General features: G+C 45.3%; 17 protein-coding genes. 15 read left to right on the top strand and 2 right to left on the bottom strand.

Features of this window, described 5'->3' with window-relative positions:
• Nucleotides 1-3 precede the first annotated feature (3 nt).
• Together GC102_RS24010 and GC102_RS24005 are read left to right on the top strand one after the other, a co-directional pair.
• On the top strand, nt 4-2652 hold the full coding sequence (locus GC102_RS24010; protein WP_171691736.1) for a glycoside hydrolase family 38 N-terminal domain-containing protein: 2649 nt from the start codon (nt 4-6) through the stop codon (nt 2650-2652).
• Nucleotides 2653-2967: 315 nt separating this feature from the next.
• The gene (locus GC102_RS24005; RefSeq protein ID WP_171691735.1) at nt 2968-7002 is read left to right on the top strand and encodes a discoidin domain-containing protein; all 4035 of its coding nucleotides are present in this window, start codon (nt 2968-2970) and stop codon (nt 7000-7002) included.
• A 101-nt stretch (nt 7003-7103) separates the two neighbouring features.
• Here GC102_RS24005 and GC102_RS24000 read toward each other — a convergent pair whose 3' ends face one another.
• Nucleotides 7104-7994 (bottom strand): AraC family transcriptional regulator, encoded by an 891-nt coding sequence (locus GC102_RS24000; RefSeq protein WP_216628145.1) that lies wholly within the window; start codon nt 7992-7994, stop codon nt 7104-7106.
• Between the two features lie 131 nt (nt 7995-8125).
• Here GC102_RS24000 and GC102_RS23995 point away from each other — a divergent pair, with 131 nt between their 5' ends.
• From GC102_RS23995 to GC102_RS23985, 3 genes are read left to right on the top strand one after another with little or no spacing between them, the layout of a single operon-like run.
• Nucleotides 8126-9496: a hypothetical protein gene (locus tag GC102_RS23995; RefSeq protein ID WP_171691734.1), complete on the top strand. Its 1371-nt coding sequence runs from the start codon at nt 8126-8128 to the stop codon at nt 9494-9496.
• Nucleotides 9496-10233 carry an SDR family oxidoreductase gene (locus tag GC102_RS23990; RefSeq protein ID WP_171691733.1) on the top strand — a complete coding sequence of 246 codons (738 nt, stop codon included), beginning with the start codon at nt 9496-9498 and terminating at the stop codon, nt 10231-10233. Before GC102_RS23995 ends, GC102_RS23990 begins: the two co-directional genes overlap by 1 nt.
• The gene (locus GC102_RS23985) at nt 10230-11021 is read left to right on the top strand and encodes an alpha/beta hydrolase (protein ID WP_171691732.1); all 792 of its coding nucleotides are present in this window, start codon (nt 10230-10232) and stop codon (nt 11019-11021) included. Before GC102_RS23990 ends, GC102_RS23985 begins: the two co-directional genes overlap by 4 nt.
• Before the next feature lie 11 nt (nt 11022-11032).
• Here GC102_RS23985 and GC102_RS23980 read toward each other — a convergent pair whose 3' ends face one another.
• A complete protein-coding gene (locus GC102_RS23980; RefSeq protein ID WP_171691731.1) occupies nt 11033-12007 on the bottom strand; it encodes an AraC family transcriptional regulator in 975 nt (324 codons plus the stop codon).
• Between the two features lie 88 nt (nt 12008-12095).
• Between GC102_RS23980 and GC102_RS23975 the strand changes: the two genes are divergently transcribed.
• From GC102_RS23975 to GC102_RS23930, 10 genes are all read left to right on the top strand, one after another.
• Entirely contained in the window at nt 12096-12875 is a 780-nt protein-coding gene (locus tag GC102_RS23975; protein WP_171691730.1) for a phytanoyl-CoA dioxygenase family protein, read from the top strand.
• 66 nt (nt 12876-12941) lie between these two features.
• Nucleotides 12942-13844, top strand: coding sequence for an AraC family transcriptional regulator (locus GC102_RS23970; protein WP_171691729.1), 903 nt, complete (start codon nt 12942-12944; stop codon nt 13842-13844).
• Between the two features lie 109 nt (nt 13845-13953).
• Nucleotides 13954-15072: a fatty acid desaturase family protein gene (locus GC102_RS23965; RefSeq protein WP_171691728.1), complete on the top strand. Its 1119-nt coding sequence runs from the start codon at nt 13954-13956 to the stop codon at nt 15070-15072.
• A 22-nt stretch (nt 15073-15094) separates the two neighbouring features.
• Nucleotides 15095-16309 carry a formaldehyde dehydrogenase, glutathione-independent gene (fdhA, locus tag GC102_RS23960; protein WP_171691727.1) on the top strand — a complete coding sequence of 405 codons (1215 nt, stop codon included), beginning with the start codon at nt 15095-15097 and terminating at the stop codon, nt 16307-16309.
• 25 nt (nt 16310-16334) lie between these two features.
• Nucleotides 16335-16658 (top strand): MocE family 2Fe-2S type ferredoxin, encoded by a 324-nt coding sequence (locus GC102_RS23955; RefSeq protein WP_171642457.1) that lies wholly within the window; start codon nt 16335-16337, stop codon nt 16656-16658.
• Nucleotides 16659-16672: 14 nt separating this feature from the next.
• A complete protein-coding gene (locus GC102_RS23950) occupies nt 16673-17911 on the top strand; it encodes an NAD(P)/FAD-dependent oxidoreductase (RefSeq protein ID WP_171691726.1) in 1239 nt (412 codons plus the stop codon).
• Between the two features lie 26 nt (nt 17912-17937).
• Nucleotides 17938-18843 (top strand): sugar phosphate isomerase/epimerase family protein, encoded by a 906-nt coding sequence (locus GC102_RS23945; protein ID WP_171691725.1) that lies wholly within the window; start codon nt 17938-17940, stop codon nt 18841-18843.
• A 175-nt stretch (nt 18844-19018) separates the two neighbouring features.
• A complete protein-coding gene (locus GC102_RS23940) occupies nt 19019-20401 on the top strand; it encodes a response regulator transcription factor (protein ID WP_171691724.1) in 1383 nt (460 codons plus the stop codon).
• A 92-nt stretch (nt 20402-20493) separates the two neighbouring features.
• The gene (locus GC102_RS23935; protein ID WP_171691723.1) at nt 20494-22131 is read left to right on the top strand and encodes a sensor histidine kinase; all 1638 of its coding nucleotides are present in this window, start codon (nt 20494-20496) and stop codon (nt 22129-22131) included.
• Nucleotides 22132-22293: 162 nt separating this feature from the next.
• Nucleotides 22294-23952, top strand: a complete 1659-nt coding sequence (locus GC102_RS23930; protein WP_171691722.1) for an extracellular solute-binding protein — start codon at nt 22294-22296, stop codon at nt 23950-23952.
• Nucleotides 23953-23979: the final 27 nt, after the last annotated feature.

Raw genomic sequence — 23979 nt, 5'->3', positions numbered from 1 at the left:
AGTATGACAAAAATTAAAGAAGTGTTGGTACTGCATCATAGTCATTTGGATGTTGGTTATACGCATGCACAACCCATTTTACTAGAAATGCAAAAAAAATATATTGATCAGGCAATAGAGTTATGTGAATTAACAGAGGGATGGTCAGAGCAGAATAAATTCCGCTGGACCTGTGAAGCAACTTATCCTGTTTTACTTTGGCTTCGAACAGCCAATCCAATACAAGTTGAACAATTTACCCGATATTTGCATAATGGTCAAATGAGCATCTCTGCAAATTACTTGCACACCACACCATTGTGTACCGCTGAAGAAATAACAAAGATGTTGTATCCTATCAAACAATTACGTGATGAATTTGGTATTGAGATAACAACGGCAATTAATCATGATATAAACGGTCAACCGTGGCCTTATAATCAGTTGTTATTAGACGCGGGTGTGGAGTTTTATATTATGGGTATTAATATTCATTTTGGAGGATTCCCACTAACTCGACCAAATGCATTCCAATGGCAAGCGCCGGATGGCAGAAAGTTGTTAACTTTTAATGGCGAGCATTATTCGCTTTTTAGTCAGATCTGTAATGTGAATGCGAAAGATACGAATCTTATGGCGGAAGGCTTAGCCCAATATTTGAAGAAGATCGATGCGGATCCAGACTATCCATTTGATTTTGTCTATTTGACTGCTACAAATTTGCCACTTTACGACAACAATCCTCCAGACCGTGACTTAGTGCACTTAATTAAAGCATGGAATGAAGAGCAGCGGGAACAGAAAATATCCTTTGTAACACCTGAACAATTATACTCAAGAGTAAAAAAACATGAAAAGCAATTACAAGTTCACGCTGGCGATTGGACGGATTATTGGAACTTTGGTTCAGGAAGTTCTGCTAAAGAGGGGAAACTAAATCGTAGAACTAAACAAGGCATGAAAGCAGTAGAACTCTTAGACGCATTTCATCGTCAGGAAGACGAGTCCTATATGCAACTCAAAAAGCAAGCATGGGAACAAATTCATTTATATGATGAACACACTTGGGGGGTATTCAACTCTATTTGCGAGCCTGATCATCAGAATACAGATATTCAATGGATGCATAAAGCGCATTATGCTTACTTGGCTAATAGCCTAACAGGTTATTTATTAGGGACGCAAATGGAAATATTAGCGAATAATCCACTGCAGTCGGAAGAAGCTGAGGGAATATTATTGGTAAACCCTTCTTCTGTTCCAATAACCCACGATATCCAAGTTCCTTCAAGTTTTACTGCAAAAGGGAGACATCTGAGTGCAGATAGAATGCGCCAGGTGCTGATGAACGTTGAACCCAATCATAGGGGAGTGAGTTATGGCACGGTCGAGCTGGCTCCTTTTAGTTGGAGAAAAATTCCATTTCATGACTTGCAAGCAGCAGAAGTGTCAGCAGACATTCATGCCTACCCTGGCGTCATTGCTGAGGCTGGGGAAGGACCATGGTATAGGGAAGTTACTATGGAAGAGGGGAAAATTGAAACCCCATTCCATATATGCAGATTTGATCCATTAACAGGTCGAATTACGAGCATATATGATAAGCAACAGGAATGGGAAGTGCTTGATCTAACTAGCCCATGGAGCTTTTTCCAATACGTACAGGAGACTGTCGACGCAACCTATCACCCCAATAACCGAAGTTCCATTTATCCTAGAGATATTGAGAAGGGTAATAATGGTATCAGTGTAATGAACCATGATTGGAAGGCGAGAAGACAAACCTATTCAAAGATGAAGTCATGGCAAATTGAACGAAGCTCACATAGTGCAACGTTGATCCTGCAATGGGAAGCGCCAGGTGTGGACAATCTGGAGCAAAGGTTTACCTTTTTTAGTTACCGTCCCGAAATTGAGATGAAGGCTTCCTTCTATAAGCAAGATATCACTACACCAGAAGGTACCTATTTTGCAATTCCGTTAAATGTAGGCAAGTGGCGTTGCCAGTATGACACTGCTGGTCAATTTGTTGAATTAGATGCAGAGCAATTGCCGGGCGTATGCAGAGATTATATGACTGTAGATAAGAGTGTTTCGGTCTATGATACGCAGCATGGAGTCACTTTGGTTTGCACAGATGCTCCACTTGTGCAAGTGGGGGATTTTAACTTCGGTAAAGAACAGAAGAGTATTGTTAGAAATGAGAATCCGCTCTTATTGGCATGGCCGATGAATAATTATTGGGATACAAACTATCGTGCACGTCAGCCTGGATTTGTCTCATTCTCCTACGTATTGTCTACATTTAGTACTTTTGATCCAGCTGTTGTGATGCAGTCGGCAATCCAAGAGGTTTCCCCGATTCTCACAACACCAATAATCGTATGTGAGGAAGAGACTGCCGGACAATTTATTAAGATCAGCGGTAATGGTGTTCAAATTTTTGATGTGAAACCGGCGGAGGAAGGTAAGGGTATCATTGTACGCCTCAGTAATTGTACGGAACAGGCAGTTGAAGCACAGCTACATTTTCCGAATAGAAATATTGAGACTGCATTTAGGACGAGTGCTTTAGAAGAAAAGCAACTGGAATTGCTTATTCAAAATGGATCATTAAATTTACGTTTGGATGCCAAACAAATGCTACATATTTTAGTGAATTTTGAAGGTTAAGCTTGCAAATAGAAGGTATAGTGGCAGAGGTTATGAAAAGGGACATTTCATAACCTCTGTTTTTTATTATGAAGATTCGTAACTGCATTAATATTTTGAGTAAAGTATTAATTATTAAACTTTTTGTCAAATAAATTTCAACTTATACTTATTAAGTACAAACAAAATCTATAACGATTTAGTTTGGTTTGTATACGCTTTCATTAACTGGGGTGATTAATGGGACAAGAATTAAGAAGATCAGATGGAATGCACACGTATTTCGCGCCTTATTGATTTAATCGAAAGACAAACCCGATCAAGAGGAGGATTACTATGAAACTTTCAAGGACACTAAAACGCATTAGTTCTGTGGCGCTGATCTTTAGTCTTTGTTTAAGTGCGACGGTCTGGAGTGTGCCGTCCGCGCTGGCGGCTGATGACATCGACGCGGTTAAATCAGGCGATGTCGTCCCGGGAACGCAATTCGCAGAAACAGTGGGAATAGATGACTGGGGAACCATCAGTGAGATCGTAGGCAAGAACTACGGAGAATGGAACGGCGACAGTTACAGTGGCGCCTATTCCGACAAAATGCCCAACACGGCGCTGCTTGGTAACGGCGATGTGGGTATAACATCGGCAGGGGCGAAAGAGCAAAAGACGTTCCTCATCTCAAAATCGGACTTCGTATCAGCGGGAAATCTGCAAGGCGTGTTTAACAGCGGAGACAATTTGACTAAACCTCTGGCCATCGGCGGTATCACGATCCAGCAGAAAACCATTCAGGCTGACAATCCGAATTTAGCCCCGACTTATAAAGCTGTCACCGCAAGCAGCCAGCACGACGCATTCTATCCGGTCAACGCAGTCAACGGTAACTTTCAGCCGTCTCCCAGCGGCTACGGATGGGTGACGGCGATCGGCAGGACCCACTGGCTGGAGCTCGAGTTTGGCGCACCGATCACTGTGCAGCGCTGGGTAGTCAAGAATGACGGCGCGGTACGCAGCGGCTTCAGCATGAACAACACAAGCGCGTTCCGCCTGCAAGTCAGTGAAACGGGCGGCCCAGGCGCTGTGTGGACGGACGTGTCAACAGTCGGTAACAACACAATGGATGTGTTCGACCAGAACCTGACCGCACCGGTCACATCCGCGCATTTCCGACTGTACGTAACCAATCCGCTGCAGCAGAGCAATACCGACCCCAACCCACGCGCCAGAATCGGACAGCTTGAACTCTATGGGAGTACGCAGCAAACAGCACCTGTTCTGGGGAATCCGAACATTGCGTTGAAACGGCCAGTGAAGGCTGATAGTTCACTATCCGGCTTCGGTCCGGAGCTGTTGGTTGACGGCATATCCAACGATGTCAATAAGAAATGGTGTACCACAGCTCTTGCGACCCCGCACTGGGCAATCATCGATTTGGGAAGTCCTAAGCCGATTGCCAGCTACAGTATGTATAATGCAAGCTTGGTGGGCGAGCCTGTCACGCGCAACACCAAGGATTTTGCGCTGCAATATCTGCCTGACGAGAACGGCGTTACCTGGGATAACGTCACAGTGCAGAGTGGTTGGGTCAATATGGACTCTGTGACAGGAAACAATGATGCTATTGTAAACCGGAATCTTGCCGCTCCGGTAACGGCGCGCTATGTGCGGCTGTGGGTCACTAAAGCATCTGCTGAGGCGGGCAAGGAGAATGTGCTGCGTATCCATGAGCTGGAACTCTACAGCAACAGCAGTACTCCGACGTATGAGAAGCAGGATATCTTGAACTCGGAGATCCAGACCAAGTTAAGTATCAATGGCGTAATGCTGTCGATGAAAACATGGCTATCCTCCTCGAAAAACCTGTTGGTTACAGAGCTCACGTCTCTGGGATCCAAGCCGGTGGATCTGGAGGTGAGCACCTGGGGCAAGGCAGACAACCGAAACTTCCCGGCCACTTCCACGAAAGTTGACGGATACGCGGTAGCTACAAGAGCGACGTTCAACAACGCGCCGCTCAACCCGAACTCATGGACATCGAAGGTTGCTCTCGCAACCAAGGTGCTGGGCGCCCAAAGTGCGGTCTCTGTCAACAGCTTGAAGGGCACGGGCACCACGGCGTTTACGCTGGATGCGGGTCAGACGGTACAGATCGTCACAGCGACTGGCGGTGGCGGAAAGACCTACGACTCAACGAACAAACTGCTCACAACCGATCCGGTCCTCGAGGCGAGCGCTCTGCTGTCGTCGATCAACGGTGCTCAGGACGTTGAGTCCCTGCGGGCCGAACATGAAAGCTGGTGGAAAAACTTCTGGTCTGCCTCATACATCAACATCCCGGACTACGCCGACGTACAGAAATACTATTACGGCGCGCAATATCTCCTCGGCAGCACCGCTAAACCCGGAAAAGTTGCCCCGGGACTTTATGGGGTATGGCACACCACCGACAACCCCAGCTGGTCGTCCGATTACCATCTCAACTACAACTTCATCGCCACCTTTTTCGGAGCCAACTCCAGCAACCGCTACGACTTGTCGCTGCCAGCCGGAGAGGCGATTTTGAGCTTCGTGCCCGAGGGTATGCGACGCGCTGCGGACCCGAATCAGCTCAGACGTATCAACGGAGGCTTCGTCAATAGCCGTCCGGATCTGCAAAATGGAATTGCAGACGCGGTCTTGTATCCGGTAGGTATTGGACCGTGGGGCACCATCACGGACGATCATTATCTCTCCGAGGCGCTCAACGCCGCTTTCAGCAGCTATCCATTGATTCAATATTACCACTATACGCAGGACGAAACGTATCTGGAAACCTACGTCTATGACTATCTTAAGAAATGCGCGAACTTCTATGACGCATGGCTCGACAAGACTGGCGACACTTATACATTGTACGCAGGTTACAATGAGGGCTCGTGGGCCAAAAACCCCGCGGTGGAACTTGCGGCGCTCAAGAGTGTTTTGTCTGAGTTGATTGCCGCTAGCGTCACGCTGGACAGAGACGCGGATCTGAGGGCGCACTGGCAGGATCTTTTCGATCATCTAGCTCCGCAGCCGACCAGTGTATGGAATAGCAAGCAGGTCTATGCCCTCGCGGAAAAGGAGTGGAACAATGGGCAGTGGGTAGATCTGACCAATCCCGTCCCGGCCGACGGAAACATCATCCCGCTGGACATCGTTGTCCCCGGCGGTCAGCTGGGTTACTACTCCTCGGACAACGCGCAGCAGATCGCCAGAAACACAATCGACGTGTTCGGCACCAGCGCGTGGAGCCAGATCAACAATTTCCCCAGAATCTTCAACGATGCGGTTCACTCCAGATACCCCGCGGTTGTTGTCTTAGGAAATATGACCAACACGATCAGAGCCCAGATTCAGCCTAATCTGCGCATCAGTGATGGTGTGCACGGCGTGGAGAAGATCGGCGCTACCGAGGCGATCAACAGCATGCTGCTCATGAGTGACCAGGGCGTTATGAAGGTGTTCCCGAACTGGGTGAGCGGAAAGAACGCGACTTTTGCCAGACTGCGTGCGCCGGGAGCCTTCGTTGTGTCCGCTGCTTACGACGGAGCGTCAAACGAGGTACAGAGTGTGACCATTAAGAGTGAGGCGGGCAAACCTCTTACCGTTGCCTCTCCCTGGGCTGTGGGCATCGATGTCTTTGACTCATCCGGCCATGAGGTTGAAACCACCACCGGAACCGCCCCCAACTGGGAAAGCGAAGCCACTGTTACCTTTAATACCGTCGCAGGAGAGACATACATTTTGCGCAAGCCGATCCCGAAAACCACCGCAACGTTAAGTCCGGCTGCGCCTAGCGGCAAGAACAGCTGGTACACGACGGATGTGACCGTAAGCTTATCCGTATACGCCAGTGTTTACGGAGGCTCCGTAACAACGGAATACCAAGAGAATGATAGTGAATGGATCGTTTACACCGGCTCCATTCCAGCTTTCGGTGACGGAACTTATAAGCTCGGATACCGCAGCAAGGATCAGGCAGGTAATGTAGAACAACTCAAAACGGTCGAATTTAAAGTTGACAAGACAGCTCCAACGCTTTCCGTCCAGCTGGATAAGACGTCGATTTGGCCAGCGAATCATAAAATGGTGACGATCAATGCCACGCTGAATTCTAGTGATGCTACATCGGGCGTTGAATCCGTGGTATTAACGTCCATCACGAGCAATCAACCAGATAGCGGTAATGGCGACATTCAGGCCGATTTCGGTACACCCGCCACTTCATTTAGTTTGCGGGCCGAAAAATCACGCATCTATACAATCACATATACAGCTACCGATAAAGCGGGCAACAAATCGGTTGAATCTGTGACCGTCACAGTACCTCATGATCAATCCGGCAATCAATAAGAAAAAATAAACGTAAATGAAAGATCAACATCGGAAATCCGTATGAGGGGCTGAGTATTCAGCCCTTTTTGCTCTTGTTGGAGTTGAAAGTCAAGAAGGCACTAAATAAACATATTTTTTCTGAAATTCCCTGGTGTTTCCCCTGTTATTTTCTTAAATGTATTTGAAAAATGAGGTGCGTCGGTAAAGCCGCAAAAGTGTGTGATATCTTCCATGGTGTAGTCCCCTTGTTTGAGAAGTTCTTGGGCATGCTGAATCCGCAAATGCAAAAAATACTGATGGGGAGAAACACCGAATTTTACTTTGAATAGAGCAGAAAACCTTGAAGGCGAGAGTCGTGCTCTCTTTGCCATATCATCAAGAGATAACGATTCCGAAAGATGGTTGAAAAAGTACGAAGTGATCCAATTCAAAGATTGTGGTTTTAACGATTTATCTTCTTGCTGCAGATCACTAAATTCTTTCAATAAACCAATAATTAAATTTTCTAATAAATGATTGGCTTCCATTTGGCTGATCACATCCCCATTTTGCCAAAGTCCAACCATTTTTAACAATGACTCTTTGTAAACAGAGCGATGATTAAGCCTAAATTTGATAGGGATCGAAATGTTCACGAAGTCGTTCAGTCGAGGCTGCATAAGATGCTGGTATTCGCTCAGTTCAATCTGTCCTGGCTTGGTAGGAAAGCTTTGTTCTCGTAACGGATTATAGAAAAGGTCAAAATGTGCAAATGGCGTAATTGTTCGTGTGATTCCCTTTAATGAACATTTTTCACCTGGTTGAATAAGACAAAAGCCACCTGCTTGAAAATCATATAAGGTACCTTCTATCTCTACTTGACAGCTTCCTTCCTGAATGTAGATTAGTAAATAATCCAAGAGTTTCCGATTAGGCACGGTCCACCCGGGCTGCCTTACTGCATAGTCGGATTCTCGGATGTAGGGAACAATCGGCTGATCTTTGATGATTTCAAGAAAAGAAAGATGCAAGGGGAAAACTCCTTTTAGTTACTATAAGATAATAAGATTTTACAAGAAAAAAGTAGGGTTTCACAATGCTTTCTTATAAGAAATGTCATATATTTAAATTAATTCTTAAGACATGAAAGGGAGGATTGAAAATGACAAGAGTAAATGTTAACAATTTAGGCTTGATCCCGCTTGCAGGCGTTTGCAGTTATGAAGACGCTTGCAAAGCTGGCTATGACATCGATCATAATGTGAATTTACTAAGAAGATATTTGTATGCTGAATCGCAGTTGAATCAAATTTTTGCAGCCCATATTACAAGTGTCCCCGAATGGGAGGTAAAAGGAGCTTTCGGATTGCACATTTGGCTGGATGCCGAACATAGTGCGGCACTTCGGAAAAGGGTTACGGAGATGAGGGAACCGCCTTTGCATTTGGATAAAGTGCCGGATGCTAAGATCGAAGCCTTCTTCAATGAGGTCATTCGTGCAGAATCAACCTTGGAACTGCTAGTAGGAATTTACAGGGTGGCAAAGCCGGAGTTGGTACGGTCGATGAAGAAACATGTAGCGGAGACGAATCCATTGGTCGATCATCCGACCTGTCGAGTGCTGAAGCTAATTTTAGTGGAAGAGGAAGAAATGATTCCATGGGGAGAGGCTGCTGTGCAAGCGCTTATCCGATCGGATGAAGATCAACATGCCGCTATGAAGTGGCAAAATCATCTGGAATCTTTTCTGTACGCCGCAGGCGGCATTTCAGGGGATTTGGTTAAGCCTGAAGATTGGCAGCCTGCTGTGCCCCGTGCTAATGGCCAACGTTATGAAATGAAAGTGGAGCCTCGGCGGGACGCAAGGTTCGTGGATACCTATAATTCAACAAATAATTATGACAAAATCTTTTCCGATGAAAGCTTTCCGGTGGATGAAAGAACTTATGCGCTCCTCTATAAACGTCTGCGTGAGATGGACGTTCCTGAGTGGATGGGACCGATTATTTATAAAACGCAGGGCAAGCCTTGGGAGTACTATCAGGACTTAAGTCGACAGCTATGGGACGAAGCTCGTCATTCGATGATGGGCGAAGTAGGTTTGTTCCAGGATGGTGTTGAGTTTTACAAATATCCAGTAGAATTTTTAACAACGATGGCATTGAACAATACAGCTACTCCGCTGGAGGCGCATCTTGTGCTTTGGTACATTGAGCAAGGATTAATGCCCAAAGACACGGGTAAACATTTTGAATGGGTCATAGCCAAAGCATCGGATAACGATCTTGCAAAAACGTTTCAGGATTACGATTGGGCCGATGAGGTCTTGCACGCGCAGATCGGCAGAAAATGGTTGGTTCCAGAATACAAGAACATGGAAGAGCTTAAACAGCAAGCAGAAATCGTCATGAATCGGAACTTGGCAGAAAAGGTAAGATTGAGTCATCAATCCGATCAAAAAGAATGGTGGCCTGAATTTCTCGTAGAAATTCGTGCCGGAAGAGAAAGAACTCGTGGAGGAGTGACTGTATAATGGACTTGACAGATAAAGTATGTGTGGTTACCGGGGCGGCTAGGGGGATTGGTTTCTCTCTAGCTAAACAGCTCCTTGTGGCAGGCGCGAAGGTTATGATTAGCGATGCCGATGAGAAGGCACTGCAAGAGGCTGTAAAAAGTCTTTCTTCTGACCGTGTCAGCGCATGGAAGACGGATGTCCGCTCAGAGTCGGATATATCCGCGTTGGCAGAGAACGCAGAATCTCAGCTTGGGCCGATTGCCGTATGGATCAATAATGCAGGCGTTGCAAGGCATAAGTTAATCACGGAATATACCGAGGATGATATCGATTGGATGATGGATGTCAATTATAAAGGCACTGTCCTTGGCTGCAAGTATGCGCTTCGTACAATGAAAGATCAGCGCGCAGGCCACATTATCAATATCATATCTACAGCTGGATTAACGGGCGTGCCTACGGAGTCTGTCTATTGCGGTACTAAATTTGCTGTAAGAGGATTTACACAAGCGCTTCAAGAGGAGGCTGCACAATTCGATATCCGTGTTTCCGGCATCTACCCAGGTGGCGTGAATACCGCCTTCTGGGATACGGCTCGCGAACAAAAGTCACCGGTAGAAAAATATTTAACACCCGAAGATGTTGCAAAAGCCATTGTCTCAGTGATTGAAATGGATGACAACTGTGTAACGCATGAAATCGTGCTTCGATCGATGAAGGATGCGAATTTTAACTTACAGGAATTAAATCAATGAGGATGCAGCTTTATTCAGAGAACTTTCACTCTGCAGCTTTGAATGCGCGTCGAGTCTACCGTCTCTTACTTCCAGAATCGCGTCCCGTTGGTAGTTTACCCTTATTGATTTTGCTGCATGGTGTTCATGGTTCCGAAATCGATTGGACGGAACAAGGTCATGTGCTTCAAACCATGCAGGGTTTGATAAAGGAAAAGCGGATAGGTCCTATGGCAATCCTCATGCCTTCGGATGGATTGACCGCCATAGGCACCGGCTATTTGAACTGGGACGCAGGAAGGCCACATCTGTATGAAGATTATTTGTTGGAAGACCTGATCCCGCATGTTGAACAAAAATGGCATGTAGGCGGTTCAAAGGAAACACGTGCGATCAGCGGTTTATCTATGGGGGGATATGCTTCCATTCGGTTGGCTTTCGCTTATCCGGAACAGTTTGCATCTTCCTCCAGCTTAAGTGGATTTTTCCATGTTCAAGAGTTGGCAGAACTGATTGGTTCAGAAGATTATGCTTCGATTTTCCAAATGAATGAGAAACGAATGACGGAGGAATCGCCCTTAACGATGGCGATTCCATCCACAAACGAATTGCCCAAGATTTACTTCGATTGCGGCGTAGACGATCGATATATCCATATGAATCGTCAGTTGCATGAACGGTTGGAGGCGATTGGAGCTTTCCATTCTTATGCTGAGCATCCGGGAGCTCATTCTTGGGATTATTGGCGCGAACATATCAAGAGACATCTCATTTTTCACTCACATGCTTTTCAGGAGTCCTCTTCTTGAGGGCTGTTTTTTTATCGAGAGGGGCTCCCAAATGGAGGGTGTTTCGCCAAAGGTATTTCGCAGGCAGAGCTTTGTTCCATTTTTCGCCATTGCCCAGGGTTATATTCTGTTGCTTGTTTATACGCTTTTGTGAAATGGTGGATTGAGTAAAAACCGGTTAATTCGGCGATTTGTTTCAATGAGAAGCCTGTCGTTTTCAAAAGTGAGGTTGCAGCCTGGATCTTGACCTTACGATAATAATCCGAGAAGGACTCGTTCAGCTCATCCTTAAAAAGTCGAGAAAGTTGTCTTTCAGACGTATGTAAATGCTTGGCCAAATCCTGAAATTTGATCCGTATGGATAAGTTGTCGCGAATATAAAGCTTTGCCTGGCTCAGCAGTATCGATTCACTTGGTTTAATCGCTGTTTTTCTATGGTCGTCTTCGTCAAGAAATAATTGAAAAACCGATAGGATCAAGGAGTACGCAATATGCTTTAGCATTTGTGGATTGCTTGTACCCGAATGTCTAGCATTCATCAAAGTTCGCCATAAATCTGCCATTGTGGATGGAGTTTCGGCTTGTACCAGGACTCGGTTCGTGTTCAATAAGCGGTGATATCCGCTCACGAACTCGGTAGATGATCTTTGTTCCATTAGTTCAAAAGCGAAATAGACGAGTCCAATACCGACACCAGGAGTGCCTTCAATACGGTGCCATACGCCTGGCTTGGAAAGAAAGCAATCGCCTGCATGCAAATCGTAACGAAGGCTGTCATCGATATAGAATCCTTCGCCTGAAGTAATGTAACAGCATTCGAAGAAAGAGTGTTTATGGAGAGAATGGGTAAAATGTTCCTTTATATCCCCCCAGTAATAGACATGGAAGGTGGCCTCTGACTCCTGAAAATCGAGAGCAAACGTATTGAGATCATTGATGCTTATGGGGACAACCTCCGTTTCACTTGGCTCACGATTATTATAAGATGGCGTACTGGTACAAAACAAGGGCATAACTGTACAAAGACAAGACGCATCTCATTTAGTAAATTTGAAGTAAGAAATCTAATTCAAAATCAAAGAGGAGTAGATGGTCATGACAGTGGAAGTAACCTCGGAATTGGTAGGAAAATATGAAAGAGATGGTTACCTTATTTTTCCTGATGTCCTGGATGCTGATTTGATGAAAGAAGCACAGGAGCATGTGCAATGGCTGATCAATAAAAATCCAAATCTCCGTCCGGAGCAGCTCCATACCAATTTAATTAACAACGATCCATTCTGGCTGCGGCTTGTAAGAGACGATCGGCTTTTGGATATTGCACAATCGTTTATCGGACCTGACATTGCTCTGTTTGCTTCTCATTACATTTGCAAGCCGGCTTTTACAGGCCAGCCGGTCTTGTGGCATCAAGATGGAAGCTACTGGCCCTTGGAGCCGATGAAGGTTATTTCGTTGTGGCTGGCCGTGGATGATTCTACGACTGAGAACGGTTGCTTGCGTGTCATTCCAGGAACTCATCAATTGCAGCTTCAAGAGATGAAAGGCAGCTTCGATGTTGAAAACGTTCTGAGCTCTGAAATAGAGAAGAAATTTGTAGACGAATCCAAAGCAGTAGATCTAGTATTAAAGTCGGGGAGTGTATCCATTCACCATCCGAATATCATCCATGGTTCCAAGGCAAACCTTTCACCTCACCGCCGTTGCGGATTGACCATTCGTTATATTCCAACCAGTACTAAAGTAAAGAAAGAGAATCATCCTATCTTCCTAATGCGCGGAGATAAGGGAGATGTATCGAACACTTACTTGGCATTTCCAAAATTTGACGTATTCTGTCATATGAGTTTCCAAGGCTGCGAGAATTTTGGTTAGTTTGAGCTTAATAACATATCACTGCCCTCTTCTTGAGGGCTAGTTTTTTTATCGGGAGGGGCTCCCATGGCAGCCAAATCAGATTACAAAAAGATGAGCCGTCTTCTAAATGAAACAGCAGTTGATTTGCAAGGTGCAGAATTAAGTTTTAAGGTGCATTATTGGGGGGCTATGCCGGAACACTTTGATAATCCTCTACATAGACATTCCTTTTTTGAGGTTTGTTATGTTCTGGCAGGTGAGGGCAGCTACTTGGAGTCAGATGAAGAATATCCGCTCCGTCAAGGAACATTGTTTTGTTCAAGACCTGGCAAATGGCATCAAATTAAAAGCGAGGCTGGGATTGAGATCTATTATGTTGCCTTTGAATTAGATAGTTCCCGGTCATCAGAAGAGAAATTAAACCGTTATTTGCAAATGATGAATTTGAATAAAATTGTAGTTCCAATGGCAGACGAAACGGTTACCGCACAAACTTGGCGTATGTTGTTTACACTTTGCAAGCAGGACCGTATCATGACGAAAGAAATGATTCGCAGTTTTGCCTATGCTTTGCTTGTTTCTTTTTATAGTGAATTTGCGGAGGTTGTCGAAAGTGACGACTTCCCGGAGCATCAACAAATTTCTTCCTATTATTTGCAGCGAGCCAAGCTTTTCATCGAGGACAATCTAGCTTCTTCCTTAAGTCTTCATCAGTTGTCAAGCTATCTCCATATAACAGAGCGTCACTTATCGCGATTGTTTGCCGTGAAGGTCGGGCAAACTTTTTCGCATTATGTGCAAGAGCGAAGAGTTCGAAAGTCTATGGAGCTTCTTCTCGAGACAGATTGGACCATAAGTCGTATCGCCCAGGAAATTGGGTTTGAATCGGTTCACTATTATTCAAGAGTTTTTACCCGTAAAATAGGCGTTCCCCCAGGAAAGTTTCGCAAATCCCAATTGTCAGAGATACCTTTTATCAAGTTATAAATGTCCATATAGTGCAAATGAATGTCCTCTTATTTCAAAGACACTGTGTCCTTATACGTTTATCATTAAAGAAAGCGCTGACACATGATGAATAAGTGGAGGTTAACCAGTGTCTAATAAAAACTTGAAAAGAGATTACTCTCTCACAGGACCAGAAAACAAACGAGCTCAGGAAAAAGGATTAGTAGCGGCTGAATGGTATACGAGCCCGATTTCACGTAAACGTCTTAAAGAGCTAATGAAACGTAAGGATGGACCTGCAATCCGGGATACGATCATCATGTTCGCTTGGCTCATAGGTACGGGAATTCTTGCCTATTATTCGTGGGGTACATGGTGGGCTATACCCGCATTTGCCTTATATGGAATTAGTTATGCTTCGACTGCCGATTCAAGATGGCACGAATGCGGTCATGGCACAGCTTTCAAGACAGCTTGGATGAATGATGCCCTCTATCAGATCGCCTCTTTTATGGACTTAAGACCACCAACCCCTTGGCGTTGGAGTCATGCTCGTCATCACACTGACACCTATATTGTCGGTCGTGATCCGGAAATTGCTATGACTAGACCCCCTGTTTGGAGGATCATTTTTGGAGAAATCGTACATATATATGGCGGCTCAAGAGATCTTAAAAGCATTATCACGCACTGTTTCGGAAAACTAACTGACTCAGAAAAAGACTATGTTCCAGAGACTGAATTCAGAAAAGCGGTTTGGATTTCACGTGTTTGGATACTGATTTTACTAGGCTTCACTATATGGTCCATTCAAATTGGTAGTATTTTACCGCTAATGTTTGTTGGTCTTCCGACCTTCTATGGTCCGATTCTCCTTTTATTAGTGGGTCTAACTCAGCATTTGGGTCTGCATGAAGATGTTCTGGATCATCGCTTAAATACGCGCACGATTTATTTGAATCCTTTCTTTAGATTCCTTTACTGGAACATGAACTATCACATAGAGCATCACATGTTTCCGATGGTTCCTTATCATGCGTTACCTGCTCTACACAAAGAATTGATGTTTGATTATCCGGCACCAAATCCTAGTCTTTGGGCGGCTCTTAAAGAGGTAATTGCAGCGCTCATTAAACAGAAGAAAGATCCGCAATATGTGGTTGATCGTCCTCTGCCTAGTACAGCAAACCCTTATTACTACGGCGTACAAGCTGAAAAGACTGTGACTTCGCAAGTGAAGAGCGAGCCACAAGCAATGATTAACTAAATGATGAGAGGAAGATGAGAACATGGCAGGAAACAGAGCAGTTGTCTATAGTAAACCCGGTAGCGTTGAGGTTCGTAATACGGATTTTCCAGAATTGGTACTTAAAGACGGTCCAGGTGTCAATCCATTAAACGTAGGACGAAAATGCGAGCATGGTGTCATTCTGAAAGTAGTAACTACTAACATTTGCGGTAGCGATCAGCATATGGTTAGAGGTCGGACAACTGCGCCGTCAGGTCTCATCTTAGGACATGAAATAACGGGTGAAGTCATTGAAGTAGGACGCGATGTTGAATTTATCAAAAAGGGAGATTTGGTCTCCGTTCCCTTCAACATTGCTTGTGGCCGTTGCCGCAGCTGTAAAGAACGGAATACGAATGTATGCTTAAACGTTAATCCGGATCGTCCCGGCTCTGCCTATGGTTATGTGGATATGGGTGGATGGGTCGGTGGACAATCAGAATATGTCATGGTTCCTTATGCAGACTTCCAATTGCTGAAGTTCCCGGACAAAGAGAAAGCCATGGAAAAAATTCTTGATTTAACGATGCTTTCCGATATTTTCCCTACAGGTTATCATGGTGCGGTTAGTGCAGGCGTTCGACCGGGATCAACCGTATACGTCGCCGGTGCAGGCCCCGTTGGCCTTGCAGCAGCTCACTCCGCACAGCTGCTTGGTGCAGCCGTTGTTATTGTCGGTGATTTAAACGCAGAAAGGCTAGCCCAAGCGAAAAGCTTTGGTTGCGAAACTGTCAATCTTCGTGAAAATAGTGATTTGGCAGGACAAATTGATCAAATTTTGGGCTCACCCGAAGTGGACTCTGCCATTGACTGCGTAGGTTTCGAAGCGCATGGTCATGGTAAAGCTCATGGCGAAGCGCCAGCAACGGTGTTGAATTCAATCATGGAAGTTACACGAGCAGGAGGCAGCCTAGGGATTCCAGGGCTTTATGTGACCGGCGATCCTGGTGCTGTAGATGAGGATTCAAAAATTGGTACATTGAAGATTCGTTTCGGTCTTGGATGGGCGAAATCTCATACCTTCGTAACGGGTCAGACGCCTGTTATGAAATACAATAGAGATTTAATGATGGCTATTCTCAGCGGTAGAGCACAAATTGCAAAAGCGGTTAATGCCACACTCATTTCGTTAGATGCTGCTCCACAAGCGTACCAAGATTTTGATCGCGGTGTTTCCAGAAAATTCGTTATTGACCCACACGGTCTAGTTAAATAAAACATTCATATACTCGGAGGCATGTATGCAGCATTTAGAGGGTTGGGTTGAAGCTTGTGAAGTAGATGACATTGATGAGGAAGATGTTATTCGATTCGATCATGGAGATCGTACGTTTGCTATTTATCGGACAGCTAAAAGTAAGTATTATGCGACCGATGGTTATTGCACCCATGAGAAGTTTCATTTAGCCGAAGGGCTTGTGATGGGCAACACCATCGAGTGTCCCAAGCATAACGGCCGATTTGACTATACGACGGGTGAAGCGAAGCGTACGCCGGTATGCGTTGATCTTAAGACTTATCCTGTAAAGATTGAAGAAGATAAGATCTTCATCAAGATAGACTGAGGAGAGAATAGATAATGGCTGATTTAGGAATGGTTATTGTGGGTGCAGGCGAAGCTGGTGCGCGAGCGGCTGTTGAGCTCCGAACAGAGGGTTGGAGTGGGTCGATCACGCTAATCGGAAAAGAAAAGCTGGCACCTTATGAACGACCGCCGCTTTCCAAAAGCTCATTGGTTGGTGAAGATGAACCTACGCCAATGACTATTCTTGACGAGGCTAAGCAATCGCAGTATAACATTCAATTAATAACGGATAGCTCCGTTGTTAAGATTGATCGAGATGGGCATGTAACAGAACTTAGTAATGGTCAGCAGATAAGGTATGAAAGGCTCTTGCTTGCAACAGGAGCCAATCCACGACGATTGAACATGGAAGGCTCCAACATTACGGATTTATTATATCTCCGGACATTCGAAGACTCGCTCGTATTGCGTTCGCGCTTTCTACCGGGAAAGCATATTGTTGTCATAGGAGCGGGCTTTATTGGGCTTGAAGTAGCGGCAAGCGCGCGCGAAAAAGGCTGCTCGGTTACCGTTATTGAGGTTGGACGGCGTATTCTGATGCGAGGAGTTCCTGAGGAAATTGCGAACATTGTAGAGGCGCGCCATCGAAAGGCAGGTGTCGGGTTTAAACTTGGGGTAGGTATTGGGCGCATCGAAAAAACGCTGGATGGACATTCGATTACACTGGTCGATGGAACCGTCATCCTTTGCGATGCCATTGTCGTCGGTATCGGCGCTATTCCTGAAACATCGTTAGCTGCTCAAAGCGGACTTACGGTAGATAACGGAATATGGGTTGATGAGAGACTCGCAACAAGTGACCCTGATATTTTTGCTGCAGGTGACTGCTGCTCCTTCCCGCATAGTCTGTATGGAGGCAAGCGTATTCGTCTTGAAGCTTGGCGCAATGCACAAGATCAAGGAACGCATGCAGCACATAACATGCTAGGCGCTTCTAAACCTTATCTGGATATCCCGTGGTTCTGGTCGGATCAATATGATCAAACCTTGCAAGTCACTGGATTGCCTGATTGCGGTGTGAAGAAAGTCGTTCGAAACTTGAGTGAAGGTGACAAGTTGTTCTTCCATCTGTCGGACGATGATCAATTGGTTGCGGCAAGCGCCGTAGGACTAAACTCCAAGATTGCCAAGGATATTCGTCTAGCGGAAATGCTCATTCAAAAACAAACAGTACTCGATCCTAAAGACTTAGAAAACCCGGACGTGAAATTAAAGGCGCTTTTGAGTATTTAATAATCATTCATTATAAGGAGATAAGCATGAGCCATTGGAATCGAATTAATGATGGAACCTTAAATCCACCTAGACTGGATGTCCAGCAAGCGATATGGGCCATGGAAGGATTAGGAGAGAACGGCAAGGAATGGTCGTTGGAGCAAAAGTTCGAGAAAATCGCTGAAGCAGGATTTAAAGGTGTTAGCTATTTGCTGCCTTCTCCTGAAAATATGGATACCTGGCATCGTTTACTTGACCGCTACAAGCTAAGTTTCAGTGCCATTGCTTACCCTGCTAAACCACAAGATATGATTGATATCATTAAGCATGCCAATGAATTTGGCAGAGTGCAATATATTAACTCACAGGTATCGAATTCCTTTGTTATTGATAACAAAGCGGTTCACTTACTTGATGGCTTGTTAAAAGCTTCTGAGGATGCCAAAATTCCACATTTTATCGAAACACATAGAGGAACAGTCACGCAAGATTTGATCCGCACCGCAGGATATGTAGAGTCACTGCCAGAGCTCCGACTGATGATCGATTTATCTCATTATGTAGTTGCTGGTGAAATCCAAGGAACAAATGATAATGTCGAGGCCTATTTCGATAAGCTTCTAGAACGTTCCGCAGGTATACATGGCCGTGTCTCGAGTGGAGAACAGGTCCAGGTAGATGTAGGGGTGGATGGCGATCACCCGATGCTGGAGCATTTTACACGCTGGTGGCGTACAGGTATGGTGCATTGGCTTAAACAAGCACAGCCCGGGGACCTTTTCCCATTTTGCTCAGAGCTAGGACCGCCAAATTACGGGATCACTCGCCTGGATGAGCTTGGGAAAGAACATGAAGTATCTGATCGCTGGCAGCAAGCGTTACTGTTTAAGCGGATTATTGAAGAGCAGTGGAAGAAAGCGCAAGATGAGATTATGAACATTAAAGGTTAGTGTTATGGATATTATCGCCAAAGTAGAGCAAGATAATCACATTTATACATATAAATCAAAGGGTTTATTGAGAGGGTAGTTCTGATAGAATGATATCAGAGGGGCTACTCTCATTTTTTATCGGAGAGACCTTATACCTTACAGCGAAATTGCGACGGGATCGAGGCGGTACAAAATGTTAGATACATTGATCGTGGATGACGAGAAACTGGTTCGCAAAGGCCTCATTTCCACGATGCCATGGAGCAAATATGACATCCGAATTGTCGGCGAAGCGGGGAACGGTCGGGCGGCACTCGATTTCATGCAACAACACGAGGTCGACCTGCTGTTCGTCGATTTGACGATGCCGACAATGAGCGGTTTCGAACTGATGAATGCGGTTCGCGCTCAGCATCCGAAAACCTGGATCGTCGTGCTGACGTGTCATCAGGATTTCGAATACATTCAAGAAGCAATGCGTGCAGGAGCAATTGACTATATCGTCAAAACGCAGTTGGAAAAAGAAAGTATGGATAACATGCTGGCGCGAATCGTACAGAGAATCCAGTTTGATGAAACTAATAAAATGGCGGGAACAGATATTTCCAAAACGAAGACGGAAGACAGACCTATTTATCTATTGGCGCAAATGTCTACAACAATGCAACTAGATCCAGTTTCCGATTTGATGAAAGCTGGCATTTTTTCCATAACAACGCTCGGCGGTCAAATTTGGTCCATTACTTGCACGGATGACAAAATAGAATTGTCCTTAAGTCGATATGCAGCTCAATCGAACGATTACGTCCTTATAAGAGCTTATGGAAAGCCGGAATTATCCGTCGTAAGCATTCGGACTTATTTGTTTTACGAATACGAACCGAATCGGAAAGTATACGAACTGACGATGATGCCGGCAAAATCGGCGGACAAACAAAATCTCGATGAGCCAAAACTGCTTGATGATGTGTGGTTCTCGTTCCGCTGGCTTTATGAGGAGGAGGGGTGGCAGCGTCTGATCGCCTTGATCGAGCAAACGAAACCGGACAGCCGATATTTGTCGGAATTACTCCGTATATCCGTGCGCCTTACGCGCGAAATGTTCCGAAACGGCGAGTTGGATGCATACGATTCCATCACCGAATCGTTGGTAAGCTGGAACGTGTTTAAGCAAATTCTTATTGAAATTCGATGTGCGATACAGCAGAGAATGAAAGGCTTCGCTTACTTTGATGAAATCATCGTCACCGTATTGAAAGCACTTTATTATATGCTGCAATTGGAGGATTTGCGTGTCAATCGTGACATGGTAGCAGCAACATTCAACATAAGCAGCGGCTATTTCAGCGAATGCTTCAAAACGATCATCGGAAGATCGTTCGGTGAATACATGAAGGAACTGCAGATCGAGAAGGCGAAACGGCTGCTTGTCGAAACAAAGTACCCGATTTACCGGATTGCGGAACGAACAGGCTATAAGGATGAAAAGTATTTCAGCAAAATATTCCGTGAACGGGCCGGGATGAATCCAGCGGAATACCGCAAAGCGAACGAAGGGAGCGTAGAGACAAAATGAAGATCGACTGGTCTTCCCTGAAAACGCGATTGGTTGCAACGCTCCTGATGAGTACTATAATTCCGCTCCTCTTACTAGGGGTGGTTTCTTTTTTGGCTTTGCAAACGATTTTTCACGAAAAAATCGAAAGCGGGATTCAAAACACGCTGTCCCAAACGCGAGTGAGTCTCGAAAATACGCTTAGCAATATGGAGTATGTCTCTCTGCAGCTTTCGCAAGAAGGAACTGTTGGACAATCGTTATCCATTCTGCTTTCGTCCCAAAGCATTTTCGAGCAGCTGCAGCTAACGACAGAGATTCAGAAAAATATGAATCTTGTTAATTTTACGAATCCTTATTTAGGGGTTATGCTCTATTTTTTTCCAGGTGAGGGGAAAGTGATGTTCCAAAACCGAGAAATCAGGGATGGTTTCTCCATCAAATCGCTTCCTTTGCTGTCCAGTGTTAAAGGGGAATCGTTCTTTGGTCCGCACCAAACGGCGTACAAGTACAGTTCGAATACCGTTTTCTCGTTGGCAAGACCGGTCAATGTCCCTGGAATAGAACAGGAAACCATTTACGTGTACATCGAAACTAATCTGCTTCTTTTTGAGAAAATTCTCAACAAGCATCATTTTGGGATGAATGCCTCGCATATTTTGTTGAATCAGAGCGGCAAAATTGCCTATAGCGACGACCAGGTTCAATTTCCTTCAGGCGCCGATTTTTCTTTTATTAAAAACTCGGATGTAAATGTAGCGGAAGAAAAAGGTTTTTATTTTTTCAAAGAAGTCAGCGACCAAGGGTGGAGCATCGTCGTCGCGATCGATAAGCGCGATTTTGAGAAGGAGTTCAATACCTGGCTTTTGCGATACGGGGGCATCAGCCTAGTATGTCTTGCTCTAAGCATTGCGCTCGCGTTATTGGTATGGCGGACCGTATACCGGCCGATCCGAAGCATTTTGAGAGAGATTCGTTCCTTGGCCGGCAGCAAATTCGATTCCAAGCTCAATAAGACGAACGTGCGCGAATTCGACAGCGTGCTATTCGAGTTCGATCTCATGAGAACCAGAATTGGGGAATTGTTCGCGGAAATCGAACAGAATGAGCGGATGAAAGCGCAATTGGAAGTGGAAAAACTTCTCCATCAAATCAATCCTCACTTTATCCATAATACGTTAAATACGATTCAATGGATCGCGCGCATGAACGGCCAGGATGATATCGACCGTCTCGTTTCCATTTTTACACGTGTTCTGCACTATAACCTAGGTAAAGAGGGATCCGTTGTCAAGCTGCGCGATGAACTCGAAGCCTTGAAAGATTACGTGGCGCTTCAGCGCATTCGTTACGATTACCAGTTTGATGTCCGTTACGATGTGGTTGAGACACTGCTGGACCAGACGATTCCGCGTTTCATCCTTCAGCCGATCGTCGAAAACGCTTTGTATCATGGGCTTGGAGATGAAGAAGGGGTGATCGAAGTGCGCATCGCAGCTCATGGCGGTTATATGAACATTGAGGTGAAAGATAACGGGGCCGGCATGACGGAGGAAGAAGTTTCTCGCTTACTTTCATACGAAAGCGAAAGGAAAAAATCAGGTCTCGGCATCGGACTAAGTTACGTATTGCGGATAATCAAAGTCCATTACGCAGATAACGGCCGATTTCAGGTTGAAAGCCGCATTGGGCATGGTACGACGATGACGATGAATATTCCGTTGACGCAGCGGAGAGGTACGCTAGAGTAGGAATTCAGTCGGAGGAGGTATGAAAATGGTCGGCGATCAGACAAGCATAAGAAACGGAGGATCGAATTCTACCTGCTGTCGACTGTTTTCGCTCCCGGCCAGGACAAGAAGCATAGTACAATCGCTTTGTAAGGCAGATATTTGATCTAAGGGGGAAATAAAATGAGGGTCAAGACAACCGCAATAGTACTAATGTCACTTACACTTCTTATGACCGCTTGTACTCCGGGCAGCAAAGAAGCGGCGCCAAGCACCGTACCGAGTCAAACGAAAGATACGCAAGGAGCCGCCACAGATGGTCCTTTTAGTAAGTACAGTCAGCCGATTACGTTAAGCATGGGGAAAAATATCAGTACGAAAAACACCAATTTGCCTAACGGGGACACTGTTGATAACAACGAATACTATCGGTACATCGAGAAAAAACTGAACGTCAAAGTGACGCATGCCTGGCAGACGGAAACACCAGACGCTTATCAACAAAAATTGTCCGTATCCATCGCGAGCCACGATCTGCCTGATGCTTTCATCGTGAATGAAAAACAGTTAAAGCAATTGGTTGAAGCCGATCTGATCGCCGATCTGACTGACGTGTATCAAAAATTGGCAAGCCCGCTAATAAAGGAATATTACGGATCATATGGCGACCGTGTAATAAATAGGGCGACGATTAATGGAAAATTGATGGGTCTTCCGAGCACCAACATCGGCGGGGAGCATGACCTAACATGGATTAGGCAGGATTGGTTGGAGAAATTAGGGCTGCAGCCGCCAAAAACACTCGATGAGTTAAACGCTGTGGCGAAAGCGTTTATTGAAAAAGATCCGGATGGCAATGGCCAGAAAGATACGTACGGAATGACTGGGATTCAGACGTTAGGCGGGGATTATGGCTCGCAGAACGCATTCGATCCTATTTTTGGAGCGCTGCATGCTTATAAAGGCCAATGGATAAAAGACAAGTCGGGCAACATTTCCTACAGCTCCATTTTGCCTGAAATGAAGACGGCGTTAACGAAGCTCCGAGAGATGTACGCGGCGGGAATCATCGACAAACAATTTGTCGTACGCAAAGATCCGAACGAACTTGCTGCATCAGGAAAAATGGGTATCGTCTCCTCACCATGGTGGGGTCCGTATGGGTCTCCGTTCCCCGACTCCGTCAAGAATGATCCTAAATCGGAGTGGAAACCTTATTCCGTACCGGTCGACGCGGACGGAAAGTTCAATACGTACGATAATAATCCAGCCGCTAATTTTTTAGTTGTCAAGAAAGGATACAAAAATCCGGAAGCGATTATGAAAGTCCTGAACGTCGAGTACCAAGGCATTCGCTTTCTTGATCCTGAAGCGAAAGACATTTATAAAGGGCTGAACGTCAGCTGGACCAAATGGCCGTTTGCGATTCAGTTGGATTTTGAAGATGCCGCTTACAGAGGATATGTGGATTTGAAGAGTGGATTGGACGCGAAAGATCCGTCCAAACTGACCCCATTTATACTGTCTTGGTATGAAAACGTTAAGAAAAATGAAGAGAATCCGAAAAAAGATCTGGCCGCCTGGTCCGAGACAATGGCAAGATTGGTGGGCTCGGCTGAACTGAAACCGACTAATTTCAATATCGTGCGCAACGTCTTTTTCGGACAGACCAAAACGATGGAACAGAAGTGGGCTATTTTACAGAAGCTAGAAAATGAAACGTTTTTGAAGATTGTACTCGGTGAAGTGACAGTAGACCAGTTCGATTCGTTCGTTGCAGAATGGAAACGTATTGGCGGCGATCAAATTACCAAAGAAGTGGAAGAAGCGGTCAAAAAATAATAACGATAGGAAAGAAGAGGAGGGCGC

Origin of the sequence: Paenibacillus germinis (assembly GCF_013141785.1) — a bacterium.
In the GTDB taxonomy this organism is placed as follows: domain Bacteria; phylum Bacillota; class Bacilli; order Paenibacillales; family NBRC-103111; genus Paenibacillus_E; species Paenibacillus_E phytorum.
Note: the sequence above shows the minus strand (reverse complement) of the source record. Positions and strands in the feature narration are given on the sequence as shown.